Source organism: Mesorhizobium sp. CA13 (assembly GCF_020165235.1).
GTDB lineage: Bacteria > Pseudomonadota > Alphaproteobacteria > Rhizobiales > Rhizobiaceae > Mesorhizobium.
In genome coordinates this window covers 396,264-417,070 of sequence record NZ_JAIUHS010000001.1, presented here as the reverse complement: position 1 = coordinate 417,070, position 20,807 = coordinate 396,264, and the positions used below count along the sequence as shown (strand labels likewise).

Here is a 20,807-nt window from a genome sequence, read left to right as displayed (position 1 = left end):
GGGATGTCAGCGGTCGCTGATCGTCACCTTGTTGATTTTCGTGCCGGGCGGGAGATCCTTCACCTGACGGTGAATTTGCCCCGCAATGTGCACCTTCACTACGAAGAAGGTTTTTTCCATCTGCCCAACGCTCATTTCACCACCAATCACGGGCGGCTGTTTAAAGTCATAACATTCGCCAGCGCCAAGGATCATTCGCCTTTTTCGCGCCGCGATCACCAGACCAGCCAACACCAGATCGTCTCGGCGACCGGCGTCCTCCATCTGTGCTGCAAACTCCGCCCAACTCGCGGAAATCGGGGACAATCGCCCCTCGATCATGTCGAGATGATGGACCGAGCCATCAGCGGCGCGGAAGAAGATGTCGCCAAAGGCTGAAACCGCCGCCGGCTCCAGGCCGTCCAAGCCGATCCACGTCCAGCCGTCAAGCGCTTCCGCGACATCCTTGCCCGACGGTTCGATAAAGAAAAGCTGGAGATCGCGAGGCCATGCCGACCTGACCAGGCCGGTTGCTCGGGCCGCGCCTGTGTTGCTGCGTCGGCCGTCAGACCGATCTCGTGCAGTACGAAAGCCGCCCAGAATTGAAGAAATAAACTTCCAAAGAGAGTTGCTCATAAAATCGTCCCCCAAACCCATGTATACTTGCGGTTGGCTTTGACGGCAATCCGACGCGCGCCTTTCAGATGCATTCGGGGATCGAATGATGGGCATTGCTCCTGATCTGATTGTATATAAATGGCGCGAGGCCGTTGGCGGAATGGTAAATGCGGATCGCGATCATTGAACCGGAAGAAACCTGTCGCTCGTTACATGAACAGCCTTACTTCTTCCCCTGCGGATGGATCGTCTCGCCGCGCTTGAGCATCTCGACAAAAGTCTCGATCTTCTTCCTGCGCCCGGCTTCGGTCTTCATGTTGTGGATACGGAAGGCGAGCGCGAAGCGGTTCTGCGCGCTGAGTTTTTCGAACATTTGCCGAGCCTCTGGCTCGGCGTCGATCGCGGCCTGCAGGTCATCGGGAATTTTCATGTCCTTGCCGCTGGCATAGGCGCGCGCCCAGCGGCCATCGGCCTTGGCGGCCTCGACCTCGGCCAGCCCATGCCGCGTCATCCGGCCGTCGTCGATCAGCCGGGCGACATTGTCGATGTTGATCTGGCTCCAGATGCTTTTCTTCGTCCTCGGCGTGTAGCGCTGCAGGAAGCTCTTCTCGTCGAGCCCCTTGCGCACCGCGTCGATCCAGCCCCAGCACAGCACGACGTCGATCGCTTCCTTCGGCGAGATCGACCTCAGTCCCGAGCCGGTCTTGTGGATTTTGATCCAGACCTCGGTTTCCCTGTCATGATGCTCGCCGAGCCAGGTATAAAAGCTCTCGGCGTCCTCGAACTCGTGCACCTTGTCGGGGTCGACCTTGACCGGCGCCATTTGCGGCCTCGTCCATGCTTGCGATTGCACTTTCAATGCGGCATCTCCCGCGGGATGACAATCGAAGGCGAAGATCATGGCGCTGCCGGATGACGGCAGGTCTGCGATGGCCCGCAGGCGCGGACCATCGCAGGGTCGTTTCATTGCCCGCCCATTTCCTTCTTGAACGTGTCGAAATCGACCTGCATGCCATTGAAGATGGTGCTCCAATGGCGGGTCAGCGCCGCCATCGCCACCGCCTCCTGGATTTCCTCATCGGTAGCGCCGGCGCGCTTGGCGTCTTGCGTGTCCGACCAGATGCAGTAGTTGCACGGGATCTGCGCCGCCACCGCCAGCGAAATCAATGACTTTACTTTTGGCGGCAGCGCCGTCTTGTCGCTGAGTTCGATGGCCTTGACCTCGGCCCAGGCGCCGGGCAGACCCGCTTTGGGAAGTTGCTTCACAAAGCTCGGCACGCCGCCCATGGTCGACTGGATGTCCTTTATGGTTGCATCGTAGTCATCGGCATAGGCAGGGGCCGCGGCGAGGACGCAGGCCACGGCGGTTAGAGCCAACGCACGATGGAAGGAAGAATGCACGGATTTGGCAATGCGATGGTGTGACATGTTTTCCTCCTCTGGTCTTTGTTAGCCTTACTGTGTAAGGTGAAATGAAAAATGAACCTTACGCTGTAAGTTGTCAAGCGCGGCCATGGACTCATCGATCAAAAAAAAGCGAGCACGCGGACGGCTGTCCCGCGAGATGATCGAGGATGCCGCTTTCGAGGTGATCGAGAAGGAGGGTCTTTCCGGTTTTTCGATGCGCAAGCTCGCCGCCGTGCTCGGCTGCGAGGCGATGAGCATTTATCATCACTTCCCCTCACAAGCGCACCTCTACGAGGCGTTGGTCGATCGACAGGTCAGCGGGATGGTTATCCCCGACGACAGCATGCCGTGGCGCGACAGGATCAGGATGGTCATGCATGAGTTTCGCCGTGTTGCGAAGGAGCACCCGGCCTTCGCACCATTCCTTGTCGTCTACCGCATGAATTCGCCGCCTTGTCTGGCCATGCTGAACGGCGTCATCGGCCTATTCGAGGCTGGCGGTTTCGGCCCGGAACTCAGCGCCAGGCTGTTTCGCACCGCCAGCTATTATCTCATGGGCGCGATCCTCGACGAGACCGCGGGCTACGCCAAGGGCCCGTCGGCGGTGACCACCGTCGACGACGAGCAACTGGCGAAGGATTTCCCCAGTGTCATGGCGGCCGGGACCTATTTCGGCACCGGCGGTTTCGACAAGACGTTCGAACTCGGCCTCGACATGCTATTGGACGAAATGGAGCGCCTGCGCGACAGCGCCAATGCAGGCTGATTGTCCGGCAACGCCCGATTACAAGGTGATTCCCTGAATGCGCTTTCTGTTCCTGTTGATCCTGCTCGCTGGCGTCGGCGTCGGCGCCATCTATCCATGGGCGATGACCAATTTCTCCGGTCACCAGATCGGCAGCTGGCGGGTCTATGATGGCGGCCGCTTCAAGCAAGTCACCGTGCCGCTTGCCGCGCGCGATGCGCCGGTCAGGGTGCTGGTCGACTTGACCGCGAGGGCCGAGCGCATCGTTTCGCAGCAGCGCACGGTGCTGACGCTGACAGCCGCCACCGGCGGTCGCACGGTGCTTGCCTCGACGCTTCAGTTCAATCATTCCGACAATCCGCGTCAGGCGAGCCCGCAACTGCCCGACAAGATCTTCCGCGATGAGGCCGGCGTGATCGGGACCGTCGGCCCCGGCCCCTATGTCTTCACCGTCGGTCCCGGCGACGCCGAGGACATTCCGATACGCGCGGTCGATCTTGTCTTGCGCTCCGGTGTCGGCGAGACCGACAGCCGTGCGCGACCGGTTGGCTTCGCGCTGATGGCGATCGGCCTGATCGGCTTCCTGATGTCCTTGCGTTCTGCCGGCGGCCGGCCGCAAAATCCGAATTCACAGCCACCGCCGCCACGCTGGGGCAGGGGCGCCACATGAACTATCGCCACGCCTATCACGCCGGAAATTTTGCCGACGTCGTCAAGCACGTCGTGCTGACGCGGCTGCTCGAATATCTGAAGCAGAAGGACAAGGCCTTTCGCGTCATCGACACCCATGCCGGCATCGGCCGCTACGATCTGTCCTCGCTCGAGGCGCAGAAGACCGGCGAATGGCAAGGCGGCATCGGCCGACTGGTCGATGCTGCGCCCGAAGCCCAGGCCGCAATGCTGCTCGCGCCCTATCTCGACGCGGTGCGTGCGTGCAACGCAGACGGTCAATTGAAAAAATACCCGGGCTCGCCGCTGGTCGCGCGGCACCTTCTGCGCAAGCAGGACCGGCTGTCGGCGATCGAACTGCACCCGAAGGATGTCGCGAAGCTGAAGACGGAATTCGCCGGCGATTTCCAGACAAGGGTGATCGAGCTCGACGGCTGGCTGGCGCTCGGCGCGCACCTGCCGCCGAAGGAAAAGCGCGGGCTGGTGCTGATCGATCCGCCATTCGAGGAAGAGGGCGAGTTCGGCCGCCTCGTCGACGGGCTGGCGAAGGCGCACAAGCGCTGGCCGGGCGGCATCTATGCGCTGTGGTATCCGATCAAGGACCGCAAGGCGGTGATTGGCTTCCGCAAGGCGCTGAAGGAAACCGGCGTTCCGAAATTGCTCGACATCGAATTCGAAATCCGGCCCGCCTCGCAAGAGCCCAGTCTCGACGGAAGCGGCCTGGTCGTGGCCAACCCGCCCTTCACGCTGGAAGGTGAATTGCGCATTCTCCTGCCGGTCCTGCACAAATTGCTGGTCCTGGAAAGGCCGGCGCACTGGACGCTGAACTGGCTGGCAGGGGAGTAGCAGCGGCGGCGGAATGCCGGTTGCAGGCGGCGTCCTCGCAGATGCGCCACGACAAACAGTTAAAGCGGCTCTGCGGCCGGCCCGGCTCCGCTTACATTCCGCGATATGCCGTGCACCAATGCCGAGGGCGTTATGCCCGACAGCCGCCGGCTTTCGCGGATGAGATGAGCCTGGTCCGAATAGCCGGCTTCCGCCGCCAGCACCGCGGTCGAGACATCGCCGGACACCCGTTGCAGGCGACGGAAGCGATGAAAGCGCAGGATGCGGTCGAGCGTCTTCGGCCCGTAGCCGAAACTCTCTTCGAAGCGGCGGCGCAAGGTCCTCTCGCTCAGGTGCAGCGCGCGAAGCAGAAAGGGCACCAGAGGCGCGCCGGCCGGCAGGCCGCGGTTAATGGCGTCATAAGCGTGATGCATCACCGGATCGAGGACCTCATGCCCGTCGCCGGATTGGCCGACGGCGTTCTCCAGGGATTTCACCAGGACAGCGAGATCGGGATTTGCACGGACACGGCCCGCGAGCTGGCGTGCCCTGGCACCCCATAACTCATTCAGGTCGAGCCGCTGTCCGACGATCTCGCTCGCCGGCATGCCCAGCCAGGCCGCGGCGGCACCTGGTCGGAAGCGGAAGCCGATGACCAGGGCGCCGGAGGGCAGCGCCTCGACCTGCGGCTCCTTGTCCGGCCCGGCGATGCGGAACCGGCCGTCGATCCATTGCAGGTCGATCGTCGCATCCGGCGTGATGATGACGGGTGGCGCGTCCTTTTCCTGCATGGAGTGGACCCATACCGAAGCGAACGCGCCGCTCAGCCGCGGATGCGCGGGGCGTTCACGGAAAAAGCCGGTGGTCTGTGCCGGTACCGCTTCCATTCATCCGCCTTCGTCGGCTTTCCAATTTGGCCCCAGCGTCGGCATTTTGGCCGAAATCTTCAATTCGCGGCGCCTCCGCTATGGCAAATCAAACGCAGCCTGTCGGCGATGGTTGCGCGGACCAGTCATACCCGCTCCCCGCCCGGCGGCGAAACAACGCTGACCCTTGAAAGGAGAATCGATATGAAAGCCCGAATAAGTGTCATCACGCTTGGCGTCGACAATCTGGAAGCATCGCTCGAATTCTATCGCACCGGGCTGGGGCTTCCGAGCGAAGGGATCATCGGCCGCGAGTTCGAGCACGGCGCCGTCGCCTTCTTCACCCTGCACGGCGGATTGAAGTTCGCCATCTTCGAACGCAGCAGCATCGCACACGATGCAGGCATCGCCCATGATGCGGGCATCGGCCAGAGCGGCCGCAGCCCGACCGAGCTCACCCTCGGCCATAATGTGGCCAGCGAGACCGAGGTCGATGCTGTGATGGCTGAGGCGGTCAAGGCCGGCGCGCACCTGGTCAAGCCGGCCCAGAAGACGTTCTGGGGCGGCTATGCCGGTTACTTCCAGGATCCTGACGACCATCTCTGGGAGGTCGTCTACAATCCTGCCTTCGTTCCCGAAGACTGAGGCGGGCGGAGCCTGGCCATGGTCACCGATATCGCATCGGCGTTCGGCCTGCTGCTGATCGGGGGCGTTTTCCTTTGGGCCGGGGTCGAGCATTTCGTCAGGTTCAGGGCGATCAGCGAAGACCTGGCGGCGCGGCGGTTTCCGGCTCCGGTCTTCCTGCTCGCCGCCGGCTCGGTGCTGGAGGTCGCGGCCGGCTTCTGCCTCGCCATCGGCATCGCGGTGCCCTATGCCGCCGGCGCGCTCATCCTGTTCACGGTGGCGGCGAACCTGCTCGTCCTGCCTTTCTGGCGCCATCACGGGCCGGAAAGGCAGGTGCTGAGGTCCGCCTTCCTGGTTAACATCGCCGTTATCGGCGGGCTGCTGCTGGCGGCGCGTCTCGGCTGATGGCCGGTGGCCAAAGCCGGCGGCCACACCCTGGAAACCATTGTCAATGCAATCGCTTGACCGCCGCCCGGCGAATCCCGCACAGTGCACGCAATCGACCTTGAGAGGCTGCCATGACTCGCTTCGCCCGCTCCACCCTTGCCGCCCTGATCTCGCTCTGCACGCCGTTTGGCACATCGCTTGGCTTCACCCAGGCGGCGCAAGCCGCCGATCTTGCCGTCTATTCTGAGGAGGACAGCGGCATTTGCGGCGAAGCCTGGGTGCTGAACAAGATCACCAGCCGCTTCTCCTACCAGGTGCGGCACGTGCCGCACCTGCCGGATGTCGCGATCACCGATTTCCACCGCATCCACCAGAATCGCTACTTGCCGGCCAGCGAGGAATGGCCGATCGGCCGTCGCTATTGCGGCGCCACGGTCGCCCTCTCGGATGGCCGCGACCGCGCCATCTGGTACCTGATCGAGGAAGGCCAGGGCTTTGCCTCGATCGGCGACAATGTCGAATTCTGCGTCTCGGGCTTCGACCGCTGGATGGTCTACAACGGCCGCTGCCGCGTGCTGCGCTAACCCGCTTCCAGTCTCGATTTCTTTTTAGCGTCTGCGGCTTCAGCCGCGGGCGCCTTTCTGTTGTCTTGACAGAAGACGGAATCGATCGCATCGTGATGAGACAGACCTGTCTCATCATCTGGTGATCCCTGTGGCATCATCGCCTGTCTCCGACAAACGCCAGCATGTCGTCGAAACGGCCTATGCGCTGTTCAAGCGCGCCGGCTTTCATGCCACTGGGATAGACCGGATCATCGCCGAGGCCGATGTGGCCAAGATGACGATGTATCGCCATTTCCCCAGCAAGGACGAGTTGATCGTCGAAGTGCTCGATCATCGCGCCAGGCGTTTTGAGTGTCAGCTCGATCGCTTGGCCCGGGAGTGCACCACGCCGGAGCAGAAAATCGGAAAAATCCTCGACTGGCACGAGCGCTGGTTCCACAGCCCGGATTTCCACGGTTGTCTGTTTGCTCATGCGCTGGCTGAGTTCGGCGACCCCCAACATCCGGTGTTCAAAGCTGCCGCCAGGCAGAAGAACGGCCTCAGGCAGCGTATGCAAGCAATCCTTTCGGAGGTAATGCCGCGCGGGCGGGCCGGGAGCGTGGCAGCGGCACTGCTGATGCTGATCGAAGGTGCCACCCTGATGGCGCAGATGGGACAGGCGGATATAGCCATCCGCGCCGCCCGCAAGGCGGCCCTGGGCATCATCGCCACTTCGCGCAAGCCGCAATGAGCCCGCTGGTCGTCGGGCTCGCGCTCTTTGCGGCGCTCCTGCACGCAAGTTGGAACGCTTTCCTGCGAACGGGAACTGACAGGTTGTGGACCGTCACTGTCATGAGCTTCTCCAGCACGGCCCTCGCCATTCCCTTCGTGATTTTCCATGCTCTTCCGGCCGCGCCGGCCTGGCCCTATGTCTTGTTCTCAGCCTGTCTTCAGGTCAGCTACAGCATGTTTCTTGTGGCCGCTTACAGACATGGCGATCTGGGGCAGGTCTATCCGATCGTGCGCGGCAGCGTGCCATTGCTGGTCACGCTCGGTGGATTTCTGCTCGCTGGCCAGCGGCTCACCATTCCAGAGACGGTAGGTGTCGCCCTCGTCGGCGGTGGAATCATGGGTCTTTCAATTGGTCGAGGACGAGCCACCGCCAAATCGATCCTCTATGCGCTCGCAACGGGAGCAATCATTGCCGCCTATGCGACCGTCGACGCGATCGGCGTTCGCGCGGCGGGCAATGCTGGCGCGTACACTGCCTGGGTCCTGCTGATCTACGGCTTATTGCTGCCCGCGGCGTTCGTCGTCTGCCGCGGCCGGTTGGCCGTCGATCCGCAGGCGCCGGAAACCTGGAAGGCGCTCGGCGGCGGCGTGTTTGCGCTTTTAGCTTACGGTCTGGTGATGGCGGCTTTCGCCTTGGGGCCGGCCGGCCCCATCACCGCGATCCGCGAGACCAGCGTCGTCTTCGCGGTCTTCATCGGACGCCTGTTTCTCGGTGAGACGTTGACACCGCGGCGGGTCGGCGCCTGCGCAATCGTCGCGCTCGGTGCCATCTGCCTCGGATATCAGCCGTGACGAAAATGTGTGCCGGCATTTCGCGCCGACAACGCTTGCGCGATCGCAGTGCTACTTCCTGCCTCGCGTCGCTTCGGCTTCGCCGATGATCTTTCGAAGAAAGGCGATGTGACCGCGAAAAGCGCGGCGCCCGATCGTCGTTGCTCTGATCCGTGTCCGCGGCCGCCGCCCGATGAAAAGCTTTTCAACATCGACGTAGCCCGCTTTGGCCAGCGTATCGAGATGCGCGCCGAGATTTCCGTCGGTGGTTTCGATCATGGCCTTCAGCTGCGTGAACTCCAGCGCCTCGCGTCTTTCCAGCGTGTTCAGGGCGGCCATGATCCTGAGCCGTATACTCTGATGGATGATGTCGTCGGCACTCATCAATTGGCTCCAATGCTGCGGACCTTGAGCTGTCACCCTATGGCTCTGCTGCCTCGGGCAGTACTAACCCTTCGCCTTTGTGAACGACATCGAACGCACTTGCCAGAATACTCTGGCATGCAGAGTAATCTGTCAATTCAGTGATGAAGCCAGGCTTGACAAGGTGATCTCCAGATGGGCGCATCGCATTGCACTTGTAATCCGAAGGGACCGGTCGTCTGCAAAAGATGATCATTCTCTATAAGCCGCAGCTCATGATATTCGCAGCCGAAGATCGATGCGCGAAGCTGCTTCCTGATCTTTGCAGTCTCATGGCAGGCGCGCTCTCGCAGCGTATCGAGAATGTCGGTGCCAAATTTCTGGCGATATCGGAAGATCACGCCATATTTTTGCGACGATGAGTGCGATCATGTGTCGATCGCAACGAAAATTTAAGCTGAGAAAATCATATCATTGCTTCGCTGGCTAGCGAGGCGCGAGTCAGATAAGCATGACACGCCGGGCCATTAACGGTCGTCGGCATAACGCAAGGGGCATCGCATGGCTAAGCAGTCATCAAAAGCGCCGGCATCCAAGGCACCGGCAAAGAAAGCACCTGTAAAAGCGGCAGCGGCGAAAGCCGCGACCGCAGTCAAGAAAGCAGCACCCGCTGCCAAGCCGAAGGCGGCAGCGCCCAAGGCGAAGGCGGCACCGGCCAAGAAGCCGGCAGCCAAGGCCGCCGCGAAACCGGCGGCGAAGAAGGCAGCGCCCGCCAAGGCCAGCGCCGCATCCGCAAAGAAGGCTGCACCGGCCAAGAAGGCCGCTCCGGCGAAGAAAGCCGCTCCGGCAAGGAAGCCCGCTGCCAAGGCCGCGGCCAAGCCCGCTGCGAAGAAGGCAGCTCCGGCCAAGGCTCCGGCCAAGGCCGCCGCGGCGAAGTCTTCGGCACCGGTGAAGAAGGCGGCACCCGCCGCCAAGAAAGCAGCGCCGGCGAAGGCCGCGAAGAAGTAGTCACGTTTCTTCGCGCCGGGGACCGTGTCGGCAGAAATGAGGGCAGGTGCCGTTGAGGCCCTCGCCCTCTGCTCTGGCATTGGGGCGCAACGAGAGGGGCGGACGCCAGAAATCTTTCGCAGCTCCCAGGACTTCGCCGCAGGGCGAAGTCCGGTGGGCTTTTGTTGCGCGCTATCGTGCGGCGGCGGAACGATCGTTGGTCTTGTCCGGCCTGTCGGAGTGTTGCCGTCATCACATGTGGCGCATCCGGATCAAGGCGTACAAGAGACCAAGGCATGCAGGAGTGGTCGCCGGCCGCTGGCGGCTGGTTTTTCCGCTTCTGGCTGTTGCGCGGGGAAGGGCGCCCGGTCAACAGTGGCGGCCTGCCAACAGGAACCCGACCATGCCGAAGCTGCTTTACGCCTCCACGTCCCCCTACAGTTCCAAGGTACGAATGGCGGCACTTTATGCCGGCATCGCCGTCGACCTGGCGCCTGTCAAAACCGAAGACAAGCCGGCCGAACTGATCGGCGCCAATCCGCTGGGCAAGATCCCCGTGCTGGTGCTCGACGACGGCCGCTCGATCCACGACAGCCGAGCCATCACCCAGCAGCTCAACCGGATGTCGAAGAGCGCGCTGTTTCCGCGCAATCCCGACAAGCGGCTGGAAGCGGAAGTGCTGGAAGCGTTGGCGGACGGCATCTGCGACTGTGCGCTGTCGATGGTCTATGAGCGCCGCACGCGGCCCGAGGAGATGGTCTATCAGCCCTGGCTCGACCGCCAGTGGGCGAAGATCACCGCCGCGCTCGATCTGCTCAATGCCAATCCGCCGAAACTGCCGAAGAAGATCACCGCCGGCCAGATGGCGCTGCGCGCCTGCCTTGGGTACCTGGCGCTGCGTTTCGCCGGGAAATGGGAAAAAGGCCGCAACCGGCTGGTCCGCTGGGCCGCGCGCTTCGATGAGAAATTCCCGGACCTGAAGCCCTGCGTTCCCGCGTGAGCGGCCGACAATAAAAAAGCCGGGCGCGAGGCCCGGCTTCTTCGTGTCGTGGCTTGAACGACTTAGAACTTCATACCAACGCCGAAGGTGACGCGGTTGTCGGTGGCCTTGACCTTGCCGATGCCATCGAAGTCCTTGCTGCCGAAGTCGGTGTAGCGATATTCGACGCGGCCGAACACATTGTCGGTCAGCTTGATGTCGGTACCAAGACCGGCGGTCCAGCCGATCATGGTGGCGCGGTCGCTGGCGCCGAGGACGCTGTCCTCCACCTTCAGGCTCCTGCCGGCGAGACCACCGGTGCCGTAGAGCAGGATTTCCGGGGTCACAGCGTAGCCGAGACGGGCACGCAGCGAGCCTTCGAAGCCGGCCTTGGAATCGATGCCATTATCGTCGCCCTTGACGCCGTTGTAGCCGAGTTCGGCTTCACCGCCGTAGACGAAGTTCTCCTGCTGCCACTGATAGCCGCCGAAGACGCTGCCGATGAAGCCCTTGGTATCGGTTTCAACGTCGAAATCCTTTTCCTTGGTACGGCCGCTGAAGCCATAGCCAAGATTAAGACCGGCATAGGGGCCGGCCCAGGACGCGACGGGCAGTTCGGCGACCGGGGCAGGCGCCGGCGGCTCTTCCTGGACCACATCGGCGGCATAGGCAGTTCCACCGAGGGCGAAGAGCCCGAGCGCTACGGCCAGGGGCCGTGCGAATTTGAGATTGGCTTGCATTGTTGTTTACTCCTTAAGCCACAGGACACAGGCTTGTTCTTACGATCGCCCATCAACCCGTCCGGGGGGTGAAACGGATCTGGCGTTCGTCGGTTCCAAATGTCGTGTCGAAATACGGCTGAAGCGAACCTGAACTTGGGTCATTCCCCGGCGCGAATGAGGCAGAAATTTGGCGTTGCATCTTCGCAACAGCGAAATGTCAGCAGATTGGCCGTGCTGCACCGCAGGTGGCTTGGTGCAAGGAGTCCAGCCTCCTATATTGTGTTGAGGCCGGCTCATTGCGGGCCGGCTCGAGATGCCGAACCGGCCGTTTCGCCACAATGTTGCCGCAGCTGCGAACGCCATTTAACGGGTGGTGGGCCATAATTTGCCGGCGCCCTCCTTCGCGCCGAAACCGAGGATTGACAACAGATGAGCAAAGCCACCGCGGCGCTGGTGACGGGCGGGGCAAAACGGATCGGTAGCGCGATTGTCGAGGATCTCGCCGCCCACGGTTTTGCCGTCGCCATTCACTGCAACCGCTCGCGCGATGACGCGGATGCGCTTGCCCAGCGGATCAACCGCGCCGGCGGCCACGCCGCCGTGGTCGCCGCCGACCTCACGGATATGACCGAGGTCGGCCGCCTGATCGGCCGCGCCGAAGCCGCGCTCGGGCCGATCTCGCTGCTGGTCAACAACGCTTCGCTGTTCGAGGACGATTCGGTCCTTGACTTCGACTGGCAGGGCTGGGACCGCCACTTCGCCATTCATGTGAAGACCCCGGCGCTGTTGGCGCAGAACTTTGCCCGGGCTCTGCCAGCCGGGCAGGAGGGACTGATCGTCAACATGATCGACCAGCGTGTCTGGCGGCCGACGCCGCGCTACTTCTCCTATGCGCTGTCCAAGTCCGCCTTGTGGACGGCAACCCAGATGATGGCGCAGGCGCTCGGCCCGCGCATCCGCGTCAACGCCATCGGTCCCGGCCCGACCTTGAAGAACGCGCACCAGGACGACAGCGACTTTGCCGCGCAGCTCGCCGGTCTCATTTTGAAACGCGGCCCGCAATTGCCGGAATTCGGCGCCACAATCCGCTATCTCTGGGAAGCCCGCTCGGTTACCGGGCAGATGATCGCGCTTGATGGCGGCCAGCATCTTGCATGGCGCACGCCTGATGTGACAGGCATGACGGAATGAGTCCCGCAGAGCAGAAACACAAGATGCGTGGCGGCGCCGACGACCTGCCTCCCGAAATCGACCTCGAGGACGAGGCGGCGGAGGAGATCGTCGAACCGGCCGGCCCGGACGTCGCCTTCACCGCCATCGACTGGACGCCGCATGCCGGCGATGCCGACGGCATGGTCGGCGCCGAGGTGATCCAGACGCTGGTCAAGCGGCTGCCCAATGCGCCGGGCGTCTACCGCATGATGAATGCCAATGGCGACGTGCTCTATGTCGGCAAGGCCCGCAGCCTGAAGAAGCGCGTCACCAACTACGCGCAAGGCCGCTTCCACACCAACCGCATCGGCCGCATGGTGCGCGAGACCGCGACGATGGAGTTCGTCGTCACTCGCACCGAGATCGAGGCGCTGCTGTTGGAGGCCAACCTCATCAAGCGGCTGCGGCCACGTTTCAACGTGCTGATGCGCGACGACAAGTCGTTTCCCTACATCCTCTTGACGGGCGACCATGTCTCCCCCGGCATCTACAAGCATCGCGGCGCGCGTTCGCGCAAAGGCGATTATTTCGGCCCCTTCGCTTCCGCGGGCGCGGTCGGCCGCACCATCAATTCCTTGCAGCGCGCCTTCCTTCTGAGGAGTTGTACCAACTCCTTCTACGAGAACCGCACGCGGCCTTGCCTGCTCTATCAGATCAAGCGCTGCGCCGGTCCGTGCACCGGCGAGATCTCGCATAGCGACTATGCCGAACTGGTCGCCGAGGCGAAGGATTTCCTTTCCGGCCGCAGCCAGAAGGTGAAGACCGAGATTTCGGCCGCCATGCAGCAGGCCTCGCAAGACCTCGATTTCGAGCGCGCCGCCATCTATCGAGACCGGCTGGCGGCACTCTCGCACGTGCAGAGCCACCAGGGCATCAATCCGCAGACCGTCGACGAGGCCGATGTCTTCGCCATTCATCAGGAGGGCGGCCAGGTCTGCATCCAGGTGTTCTTCTTCCGCACCGGCCAGAACTGGGGCAACCGCGCCTATTTCCCGAAGGCCGATCCGGCGCTGGAAGGGGCCGAGGTGCTGGGCTCGTTCCTGGCGCAGTTCTATGACGACAAGCCGACGCCGCGCGCCATTCTGCTGTCGCACGCCGTGGAGGACCAGGAACTGTTGGCCGAGGCGCTCTCGACCCGCGCCGGCCGCAAGGTGTCGATCTCGGTGCCGCAGCGTGGCGAGAAGAAGGACCTGACCGACAACGCGTTGCAAAATGCCCGCGAGGCGCTCGGCCGTCGGCTGGCCGAAACCTCGACGCAGGCCAGGTTGCTTGCCGGCTTCGCCGAGACCTTCGGGCTCGAAAAGCCGCCGGTGCGCATCGAGGTTTACGACAATTCGCACATCATGGGCACCAACGCCGTCGGCGCCATGGTCGTCGCCGGGCCGGAAGGTTTTGTGAAGAACCAGTACCGGAAATTCAATATCCGCTCGACCGAGATCACGCCCGGCGACGATTTCGGCATGATGCGCGAAGTGATGGAGCGGCGCTTTTCACGATTGCTCAAGGAGCATGGCGATGTGGCGCCCGACGATGCCCCAGCAGGCGAGGCGGACAGCGATGAGGGCGACATGTCAGGCGGCTTCCCTGCCTGGCCCGATGTCATCCTGATCGATGGCGGCCAGGGCCAGATGAGCGCGGTGCGCAAGATCCTCGCCGATCTCGGCATCGAGGACCGGGTCGTGGCCATCGGCATCGCCAAGGGCCAGGACCGCGACGCGGGCCGCGAGCGCTTCTTCGTCAAGGGCAGGGACTCGTTTTCCCTGCCGGTACGCGACCCCGTGCTCTATTTTGTCCAGCGCCTGCGCGACGAGGTTCACCGTTTCGCCATCGGCTCGCACCGGGCACGCCGCAAGAAGGAGATGGTCAAGAGCCCGCTCGACGAGATCGGCGGCATCGGCCCCAGCCGCAAGCGGGCGCTGCTGATGCATTTCGGCACCGCCAAGGCGGTCGGTCGCGCGGCAATCGAGGACCTGGTAAAGGTCGACGGCATTTCCGAGCAGGTGGCCAGACTGGTTTACAACCATTTCCACGAGAACTGATGCATGTCGCCCGAAAGCGGCCGTCAGCTCCCGGGCGAAGCAAGGGCGTAGCCCGCGAGATGACAAGATTGGCCTATTTTTGCTGGCCAATCGATTTTGGCCTGTTGACCCCCTACATCAGCTTCTGATTTGAGTACGCAGGCAGAAAGAGTTCCCCCGGATATGGCTCAGCGCGCGTTCAACCTTCCGAACATCCTCACCTACGCCCGCATTATCGCGGTGCCGCTGGTGGTGCTGTGCTTTTTCCTCGAGGGACATCTGAAGTCGAGCGACTTCGCCCGCTGGTCGGCGTTGATCATTTTCCTGCTGGCGTCCATCACCGATTATTTCGACGGCTATTTCGCCCGCGCCTGGAAGCAGACCTCTAACATCGGCAAGATGCTCGACCCCATTGCCGACAAGCTGTTGGTCGCGACATGCCTGCTGCTGCTCGCCGCCGACACCGACCGCCATGCCGGCATTGCCGGCTGGTCGCTGTGGGCGGCGATCATCATCCTGTGTCGCGAAATCCTGGTTTCGGGCCTGCGCGAATATCTGGCGGCGCTCAAGGTCTCCGTGCCGGTGACGCAGCTTGCCAAATGGAAGACCACCATCCAGATGGTCGCTATCGCCTTCCTGCTCGCCGGTCCGGCCGGCGACAAGATTTTTCCGCTGACCACGCAGACCGGCCTGGTGCTGTTGTGGATCGCGGCCCTGGTCACGCTTTACACCGGCTATGACTATTTCCGTGCCGGCCTCAAGCACATCATGGACGAATAGGGATGACGAAGCTCATCTACTTCGCCTGGGTGCGGGAGCGTATAGGCAAGCCGGACGAAGACGTGGACTTGCCGCATGGCGTCGACACCGTCGCGGACCTCTTGCGCTGGCTGAAGTCTCGCGGCGAGGAATACGAGCGTGCGCTGCAATATCCCGACGTGATCCGCGTCGCCATCAACCAGGAACATGTCGAGCACGGCGAGAAGATATCAGGCGCGCGCGAGATCGCGCTGTTTCCGCCGATGACCGGGGGCTGAGATGGCCGGCGCGGTCGTACCTGTGGTGCGCGTCCAGCGCCGAGATTTTGACGTCGCCGCCGAAATCGCCAGACTGACGCGAGGCCGTGCCGACATCGGCGCTGTGGTCACCTTCTCGGGCCTGTGCCGTGACGAGCAGGGGACGCTCTCGGCCCTTGAGCTCGAGCATTATCCGGGCATGGCAGAGGCCGAAATCGCCCGCATCGCGGCCGAAGCGGTTCAGCGCTGGCCGCTGCAGGGCATCACCGCCATCCATCGTCATGGCAAGATCCGGCCAGGCGAGAACATCGTGCTGGTGGTGGCGGCCTCCGCGCATCGGCAAGCCGCGTTCGAGGCGGCGAATTTCCTAATGGATTATCTGAAGTCGCGCGCTCCCTTCTGGAAGAAGGAGCATGGCGCCGACGGCTCCGAAGGCGGTTGGGTCGAGGCCAAGGAGAAAGACGAACAGGCGGCACGGCGCTGGAGGCCACCGTCCGAATAAATTCGGCCTCAGCCACGCATTGACCGCAATCCTTTGGCCAATTCGCTGTTGGTCAGCCTGGGCTTTGGCCAGCCCGGGGAAGGGAGATGGTCATGCTGGACAGGATAGCGGAGTTCTTCGTCTTCGGTTTCGTGCCTCTGGTCGTGGGTATACTTGCCGTGCCGGAACTCTCCATGGCCGCCGAAAAAGCCCTGAAAGGCGAGGTGACCTACCGCGAGCGCATCGCCTTGCCGCCCAATGCCGTGCTCTCGGTCCAGCTTGCCGATGTGTCGTTGGCCGATGCGCCCGCCAAAATCGTCGGCGAACAGAAGCTGACGCCGGCAGGCCAGGTGCCGATCAGCTTTATGGTCACATTCGATCCGTCCCGGATCCAACAGAGGATGACCTATGCGCTGCAGGCCAAGATCACCGTCGGCGACAGGCTCCTGTTCATCTCGGATGAGCGCCATCAAGTCGACCCGCTGACCGATGCGCCGCAAAACATCATGCTCAAGATGGTGACGCCAAGCACGGAGCCCATGGCTTCCGTTCTTGGTCAGCTTTGGCTGCTCGATTATGTCGACGGCGTCGGCGCCATCACCGCGCCGCAAGCGACGTTCCGGGTGAGTGAAGCAGGCAAGGCCGGCGGCAACGGTCCCTGCAACAGCTATTTTGCCACCGCCAACCTCGATGGCCAGAAGATCGCTATCAGCGACATCGGCTCGACCTATAAGGCCTGCGCGCCCGAGGTGATGGCGGAAGAAAAGGCGCTGTTCGAGGCTCTGGCAAAGGCGGCCTCGTATAAAGTCGATGCCGGCAAGTTGACCATCGCCGACGGGAACGGCCGCGAGATCCTGCGTTTCAGCGCCGCGAGCTGATGCCCTGAAACGGCTGTCGGCGGAGGTCACCCGCCCATTTTTTCGAACACGGCGCCATAGTGGTAGGGCGGTACCTCGACCAGCTCGATGAATTTGAGGCCGGCCGCCTCGACGGCCGTGATGGTCTGTTCCGGCGATATCCTCAATTCGGTCTTCGGTCCGCGGGGCTCGCCGAGCACCGTGGTTTGTTCACGCGGCTGCCGATGCCAGTTGACGACAACAAAGCGTCCGGCAGGGACGAGCGCTTCGCTAATGGCTCGCGCCAGCCGTGGCCGGTCGGGCACGCCGTGAAAGGCGTTTGCCATGAAGATGAAATCGGCGGGGCGGGACAGCAGGCTCGCGAGTTCATAGGCATCGCCCGCTACGAGATCGAAATTCCTCGTGCCGTTTTCATTGAGCCGGCGACGGGTGATGTCGAGCAGGTCGGTATCGATATCGATGCCGACGACATGGCGGGCGACCCTGGCTATGGGCAACGTAAACCAGCCGTCGCCACAGCAGAGGTCGGCCACCTCCATGCCCGGCTTCAGCCCCGTTGCCGAAAGCACGGCACCGGGGTCGGGCCACAGCACCTCCCACCAGCCGCTCGATGGCATCTCGGTGCCCTGGAAGAAGCCGGGAATGGTGCTGGTCATGCTTCGTCGGCTCCCTGTGCCTGACCGACTTTAGCGCGGGCAAGGGTTCAACGGCAGTGCCGGATCGATCCGTTTCAATGAAAAAGGCCGGCAATCCGCCGGCCTTTTTCGGTCACAATGCCAGGGTCGGCTCAGCCGACGATCTCGGTATCGGAGAACCAGTACTTGATCTCCTGCGCGGCGGTTTCCGGCGCGTCCGAACCGTGCACCGAATTCTCGCCGATCGACAGCGCATGCACCTTGCGGATGGTGCCTTCGGCGGCGTTGGCCGGGTTGGTGGCGCCCATCACCTCACGGTTCCTGGCAATGGCGTTCTCGCCTTCCAGCACCTGCACGATCGTCGGCGCCGACGACATGAATTCCACCAGCTCGCCGAAGAACGGACGATCCTTGTGGACGGCGTAAAAACCTTCCGCCTCGCGGCGGCTCATCCACACGCGGCGCGAAGCGATGACGCGCAGACCGGCATCTTCCAGCATCTTGGTGATGGCGCCGGTGAGATTGCGCCGCGTTGCGTCCGGCTTGATCATGGAAAAGGTGCGTTCGAGCGCCATTGGGTCGTCCTTGTCTGGTTGGATTGGGAGTGGCGGGCTCTATACAAGCCGGCCGGCCCATTGCCAAGAGGAAGTCGATGGAGGTGTCGACAGGGAAAGTCGACGCCATGCGCGTTTGCATGCCGGGCCGATTATCGGCGATGCCGCCGCCAGCCCGAGATCGGACGGCTGCAATATAAGGCTTTGCTTGCTATAGTCGCGTGTCGGCGCCGCGCTGAGGTCGGCCCGGATGGAGACCATGACCATGACAGACGACCGCCAGGAGCGCATTCGCAACCGCGCACATCAGATCTGGCAGGAAGAAGGACAACCTGCCGGACAGCATGAGCGCCATTGGCAACAGGCGACGGCCGACATCGACCAGGAGGATGCGGGGTCATCCGCGGTGAACAAGCCAGCAAGAAAGGCGCCCGTCGCCGGCAAGGCAAAAACCGCGCCCAAAGAGGCCAAGACCGCCGCCAAGCCCGGCAAGCCAAAAAAGGCGGCCAAATAAGATCTGGCCATATCGGAGCCGATGGCTGGTCGTTAGCGCCTGCCGCAAGGTCAGGCGCTAAGCTTTCACGCGGCCGCCGCAACCTTGCGCCCCAGCCCGCCATGCAGGTCCAGGCAGCGGGCGAACCACTGCGCCACGGCATCGTGGTCGTCGAGCAACGGGTAGGGCGAGGCGATGCGTGCCCATTGCAGCGCGCCGAACACGATATAGTCGGCAAACAGGGGCGAATCTCCGCCGATGAATTGCTGATAGGCGAGCATGGAGCGCAGCGGCTCCAGCGAAGCCCTGAAAGTGCCAAGTCCGGCATCCCGCGCGGCCATCACGTCTTCCAGCCTCTTGCCCAGGCGCTGCTCCCGGCTCTGGCGGAAATAGGCGGCGTTCTCCGTATCCTGCATGGCATAAAGGTCCATGATCGCGGCGGTGGTCACATAGGGATGGATGGTCAGTTGCGACCAGCGCTCGATGAAGCGCGCCATAGCCTTGCCGCCTTCGCCGCCGAACAGCGACGGCCGCTCCGGATAGGTTTCGTCGAGATAAAGCGCGATGGCGAAGGAATCCGCGACGACCGTCTCGCCGTCGCGGATCACCGGCACGAGTTTCGATGCGCCGCCCTCGACGCGGGCCACTTCGAGAAAACGCGTCGGCACCGCGCTGATCTCCAGCCCCTTATGCGCCAGCGCCATCGTCGCCTTCCAGCAATGCGGGCTGAAGGGGCGGCTGGCGTCGCGTCCGACGAGATCATAAAGCAGAATGGTCATTGGCGGCGGCTTCCCTGCGGTTTAGGTATCCCGCAACGCCTCGACACAGGCCGGCGGGAGAAAAGATGAAACGGCACTTCATGATGTTTGCGGCCTATAATCAATGGGCCAATGGCCGCATCTACGATGCAGCCGCCGATCTCGACGAAGAGGAATTCAATCGCGACGTCGGCGCTTTCTTCGGCTCGATGAAGGGCACGCTCAACCATCTCCTGGCCGCCGATCGCATCTGGATGAAGCGCTTTACCGGCGAGGGCGATGCGCCGACGGCGCTGGACGCCATACTGTACCAGGCATTGCCGGGCCTGCGCATGGCGCGCGAGGCGGAGGACCGGCGGATCGTCGACTGGGTTGGCGGTTTGAGCGACAAGGCGCTGTCGGGCCGCTTTACATACATGACGGTATCGGACATGCGCACCGTCTCGCAACGGCTGGCTCCGGCGCTCGACCACGTCTTCAACCACCAGACCCACCACCGCGGCCAGGCCCATATGATCCTGACGGTTCTGGGCCGCCCTTCCGTGCAGCTCGATCTGGCGCATTTCCAGCGCACCGAAGAAGGGCGCGCATACGCCTGATTTCGGCCGCCGGCTCCGATAGAGCAGTTTTCACCGTCTCACGGAAACTGCGAACTGAAGGCCGAAAGACGTTGGAGCGCGTTACGACCGGCGGCACGTGTTTTAGAGATATTGGCCTTCCAACCGGACCGCCTAAGTCTGCCGACCCCAAAAAATAGCTTTTCTAATTTGCACGGAGCCGATTTCCGTAAAAAATATTTGACTGCAAGTCTTGATTCGTTTTGAGATTTGCTGGTCCGTTTGGGGGACGCGGTTAAATAAATGCATCGACGAAATTCTTCTCTGGGGTAGATGATTTTGTCGCAAATAGGGTGAAAGATTTGTCAAATATCGAGGATAAGACCGTTATCGAGCTGACCGCTGACATTGTCTCGGCCTATGTCGGCAACAACCCGCTGCCGGTTTCCGGCCTGCCTGACCTGATTGCCAGCGTCAGTGCCTCGGTGCGAAAGCTCGGAGGTGCCGTTGTCGCGGAAAGCCCAAGCCTGGTTCCTGCGGTGAACCCGAAGAAGTCGGTTTTTCCCGACTACATCGTCTGCCTGGAGGACGGCAAGAAGTTCAAGTCGCTCAAGCGGCACCTCAGGACGGACTATGGGCTGAGCCCGGATGAGTATCGCACCAAATGGGGCCTGCCGCCCGACTATCCGATGGTCGCTCCGAACTACTCAGCGACACGGTCAGCGCTGGCGAAGTCGACGGGACTTGGCCGCAAGCCGGCAGCGCCGGCCCCCGTGGCCAAGGCGACAAAGCGCGGCAAAGCCAGCGCCTGAGCGCGGCCGACCGCAGCCGGAAGCTACTGAGCTGCAATGTTGACGGCGCCATTGCGCGCGCCGTTTTCATGCCTTGCGTGGCCAACCGGCCCGCAAGGTCTTGCGAAGCGCCGGTCTCCCGTGCAAAAGCGCGGC

28 protein-coding genes are annotated in these 20,807 nt (G+C 62.6%); 19 read left to right on the top strand and 9 right to left on the bottom strand.

Annotation, left to right across the window (positions count from 1 at the left end):
• Positions 1–6: 6 nt before the first annotated feature.
• The 3 genes from LB566_RS02195 to LB566_RS02185 all read right to left on the bottom strand — a co-directional run bounded on the left by LB566_RS02195 (position 7) and on the right by LB566_RS02185 (position 2,025).
• On the bottom strand, positions 7–615 hold the full coding sequence (locus LB566_RS02195) for a T6SS immunity protein Tdi1 domain-containing protein (protein ID WP_224622820.1): 609 nt from the start codon (positions 613–615) through the stop codon (positions 7–9).
• Between the two features lie 205 nt (positions 616–820).
• Positions 821–1,420 (bottom strand): YdeI/OmpD-associated family protein, encoded by a 600-nt coding sequence (locus tag LB566_RS02190; protein WP_224623620.1) that lies wholly within the window; start codon positions 1,418–1,420, stop codon positions 821–823.
• A gap of 140 nt (positions 1,421–1,560) precedes the next feature.
• Positions 1,561–2,025 carry a carboxymuconolactone decarboxylase family protein gene (locus LB566_RS02185; RefSeq protein ID WP_140549274.1) on the bottom strand — a complete coding sequence of 155 codons (465 nt, stop codon included), beginning with the start codon at positions 2,023–2,025 and terminating at the stop codon, positions 1,561–1,563.
• 85 nt (positions 2,026–2,110) lie between these two features.
• Between LB566_RS02185 and LB566_RS02180 the strand changes: the two genes are divergently transcribed.
• The 3 genes from LB566_RS02180 to LB566_RS02170 are packed head-to-tail and all read left to right on the top strand — an operon-like array spanning position 2,111 to position 4,264.
• Positions 2,111–2,770 (top strand): TetR/AcrR family transcriptional regulator, encoded by a 660-nt coding sequence (locus LB566_RS02180; RefSeq protein ID WP_224622818.1) that lies wholly within the window; start codon positions 2,111–2,113, stop codon positions 2,768–2,770.
• A 37-nt stretch (positions 2,771–2,807) separates the two neighbouring features.
• Positions 2,808–3,419 (top strand): hypothetical protein, encoded by a 612-nt coding sequence (locus LB566_RS02175; protein WP_224622816.1) that lies wholly within the window; start codon positions 2,808–2,810, stop codon positions 3,417–3,419.
• On the top strand, positions 3,416–4,264 hold the full coding sequence (locus tag LB566_RS02170; RefSeq protein WP_224622814.1) for a 23S rRNA (adenine(2030)-N(6))-methyltransferase RlmJ: 849 nt from the start codon (positions 3,416–3,418) through the stop codon (positions 4,262–4,264). The genes LB566_RS02175 and LB566_RS02170 overlap by 4 nt, the downstream gene beginning before the upstream one ends.
• 59 nt (positions 4,265–4,323) lie before the next feature.
• Here the strand turns inward: LB566_RS02170 and LB566_RS02165 are convergent, their stop codons facing one another.
• Positions 4,324–5,130 carry an AraC family transcriptional regulator gene (locus LB566_RS02165; protein WP_224622812.1) on the bottom strand — a complete coding sequence of 269 codons (807 nt, stop codon included), beginning with the start codon at positions 5,128–5,130 and terminating at the stop codon, positions 4,324–4,326.
• 183 nt (positions 5,131–5,313) lie between these two features.
• On the opposite strand from LB566_RS02165, the gene LB566_RS02160 reads away from it, so the two are divergent.
• The 5 genes from LB566_RS02160 (at position 5,314) to LB566_RS02140 (ending at position 8,249) form a co-directional block, all read left to right on the top strand.
• Complete coding sequence (locus LB566_RS02160; RefSeq protein ID WP_224622810.1) at positions 5,314–5,754, top strand: VOC family protein; 441 nt, start codon at positions 5,314–5,316, stop codon at positions 5,752–5,754.
• Between the two features lie 18 nt (positions 5,755–5,772).
• Positions 5,773–6,138 carry a DoxX family protein gene (locus LB566_RS02155; protein WP_224622809.1) on the top strand — a complete coding sequence of 122 codons (366 nt, stop codon included), beginning with the start codon at positions 5,773–5,775 and terminating at the stop codon, positions 6,136–6,138.
• A 113-nt stretch (positions 6,139–6,251) separates the two neighbouring features.
• Entirely contained in the window at positions 6,252–6,704 is a 453-nt protein-coding gene (locus LB566_RS02150) for a hypothetical protein (protein WP_224622807.1), read from the top strand.
• 130 nt (positions 6,705–6,834) lie between these two features.
• Positions 6,835–7,416, top strand: a complete 582-nt coding sequence (locus LB566_RS02145) for a TetR/AcrR family transcriptional regulator (protein ID WP_140549397.1) — start codon at positions 6,835–6,837, stop codon at positions 7,414–7,416.
• Positions 7,413–8,249 (top strand): DMT family transporter, encoded by an 837-nt coding sequence (locus LB566_RS02140; RefSeq protein WP_224622805.1) that lies wholly within the window; start codon positions 7,413–7,415, stop codon positions 8,247–8,249. Before LB566_RS02145 ends, LB566_RS02140 begins: the two co-directional genes overlap by 4 nt.
• 51 nt (positions 8,250–8,300) lie before the next feature.
• On the opposite strand, the gene LB566_RS02135 is transcribed toward LB566_RS02140, so the two are convergent.
• Positions 8,301–8,612 carry a transcriptional regulator gene (locus tag LB566_RS02135; RefSeq protein ID WP_224622803.1) on the bottom strand — a complete coding sequence of 104 codons (312 nt, stop codon included), beginning with the start codon at positions 8,610–8,612 and terminating at the stop codon, positions 8,301–8,303.
• Between the two features lie 540 nt (positions 8,613–9,152).
• Between LB566_RS02135 and LB566_RS02130 the strand changes: the two genes are divergently transcribed.
• Together LB566_RS02130 and LB566_RS02125 are read left to right on the top strand one after the other, a co-directional pair.
• Positions 9,153–9,599 (top strand): histone, encoded by a 447-nt coding sequence (locus LB566_RS02130; protein ID WP_140520634.1) that lies wholly within the window; start codon positions 9,153–9,155, stop codon positions 9,597–9,599.
• A gap of 382 nt (positions 9,600–9,981) precedes the next feature.
• Positions 9,982–10,578: a glutathione S-transferase family protein gene (locus tag LB566_RS02125; protein ID WP_140494408.1), complete on the top strand. Its 597-nt coding sequence runs from the start codon at positions 9,982–9,984 to the stop codon at positions 10,576–10,578.
• A 62-nt stretch (positions 10,579–10,640) separates the two neighbouring features.
• Here the strand turns inward: LB566_RS02125 and LB566_RS02120 are convergent, their stop codons facing one another.
• Positions 10,641–11,297: an outer membrane protein gene (locus LB566_RS02120; RefSeq protein WP_140494406.1), complete on the bottom strand. Its 657-nt coding sequence runs from the start codon at positions 11,295–11,297 to the stop codon at positions 10,641–10,643.
• A 411-nt stretch (positions 11,298–11,708) separates the two neighbouring features.
• On the opposite strand from LB566_RS02120, the gene LB566_RS02115 reads away from it, so the two are divergent.
• From LB566_RS02115 to LB566_RS02090, 6 genes are all read left to right on the top strand, one after another.
• Positions 11,709–12,470 carry an SDR family oxidoreductase gene (locus tag LB566_RS02115; protein ID WP_224622801.1) on the top strand — a complete coding sequence of 254 codons (762 nt, stop codon included), beginning with the start codon at positions 11,709–11,711 and terminating at the stop codon, positions 12,468–12,470.
• Entirely contained in the window at positions 12,467–14,530 is a 2,064-nt protein-coding gene (gene uvrC, locus LB566_RS02110) for an excinuclease ABC subunit UvrC (protein WP_224622798.1), read from the top strand. Before LB566_RS02115 ends, uvrC begins: the two co-directional genes overlap by 4 nt.
• 162 nt (positions 14,531–14,692) lie before the next feature.
• Positions 14,693–15,289 (top strand): CDP-diacylglycerol--glycerol-3-phosphate 3-phosphatidyltransferase, encoded by a 597-nt coding sequence (gene pgsA / locus LB566_RS02105; protein WP_140494400.1) that lies wholly within the window; start codon positions 14,693–14,695, stop codon positions 15,287–15,289.
• A gap of 2 nt (positions 15,290–15,291) precedes the next feature.
• Complete coding sequence (moaD, locus tag LB566_RS02100; protein ID WP_224622797.1) at positions 15,292–15,546, top strand: molybdopterin converting factor subunit 1; 255 nt, start codon at positions 15,292–15,294, stop codon at positions 15,544–15,546.
• Position 15,547: 1 nt separating this feature from the next.
• A complete protein-coding gene (locus tag LB566_RS02095; protein ID WP_224622795.1) occupies positions 15,548–16,027 on the top strand; it encodes a molybdenum cofactor biosynthesis protein MoaE in 480 nt (159 codons plus the stop codon).
• Between the two features lie 92 nt (positions 16,028–16,119).
• The gene (locus LB566_RS02090) at positions 16,120–16,884 is read left to right on the top strand and encodes a YbaY family lipoprotein (protein ID WP_224622793.1); all 765 of its coding nucleotides are present in this window, start codon (positions 16,120–16,122) and stop codon (positions 16,882–16,884) included.
• 26 nt (positions 16,885–16,910) lie between these two features.
• On the opposite strand, the gene LB566_RS02085 is transcribed toward LB566_RS02090, so the two are convergent.
• Complete coding sequence (locus LB566_RS02085) at positions 16,911–17,519, bottom strand: class I SAM-dependent methyltransferase (protein WP_224622791.1); 609 nt, start codon at positions 17,517–17,519, stop codon at positions 16,911–16,913.
• Between the two features lie 131 nt (positions 17,520–17,650).
• Positions 17,651–18,073, bottom strand: coding sequence for a nucleoside-diphosphate kinase (gene ndk / locus LB566_RS02080; protein WP_010915217.1), 423 nt, complete (start codon positions 18,071–18,073; stop codon positions 17,651–17,653).
• A gap of 229 nt (positions 18,074–18,302) precedes the next feature.
• Here ndk and LB566_RS02075 point away from each other — a divergent pair, with 229 nt between their 5' ends.
• Positions 18,303–18,566: a DUF2934 domain-containing protein gene (locus LB566_RS02075; protein WP_224622789.1), complete on the top strand. Its 264-nt coding sequence runs from the start codon at positions 18,303–18,305 to the stop codon at positions 18,564–18,566.
• Between the two features lie 65 nt (positions 18,567–18,631).
• Here the strand turns inward: LB566_RS02075 and LB566_RS02070 are convergent, their stop codons facing one another.
• On the bottom strand, positions 18,632–19,324 hold the full coding sequence (locus LB566_RS02070) for a glutathione S-transferase family protein (RefSeq protein WP_224622787.1): 693 nt from the start codon (positions 19,322–19,324) through the stop codon (positions 18,632–18,634).
• 65 nt (positions 19,325–19,389) lie between these two features.
• Here LB566_RS02070 and LB566_RS02065 point away from each other — a divergent pair, with 65 nt between their 5' ends.
• Both LB566_RS02065 and LB566_RS02060 read left to right on the top strand, forming a co-directional pair.
• Positions 19,390–19,902 carry a DinB family protein gene (locus tag LB566_RS02065; RefSeq protein WP_140549254.1) on the top strand — a complete coding sequence of 171 codons (513 nt, stop codon included), beginning with the start codon at positions 19,390–19,392 and terminating at the stop codon, positions 19,900–19,902.
• Between the two features lie 320 nt (positions 19,903–20,222).
• Positions 20,223–20,672: a MucR family transcriptional regulator gene (locus tag LB566_RS02060; RefSeq protein ID WP_140494381.1), complete on the top strand. Its 450-nt coding sequence runs from the start codon at positions 20,223–20,225 to the stop codon at positions 20,670–20,672.
• The last annotated feature ends 135 nt before the right edge of the window (positions 20,673–20,807 follow it).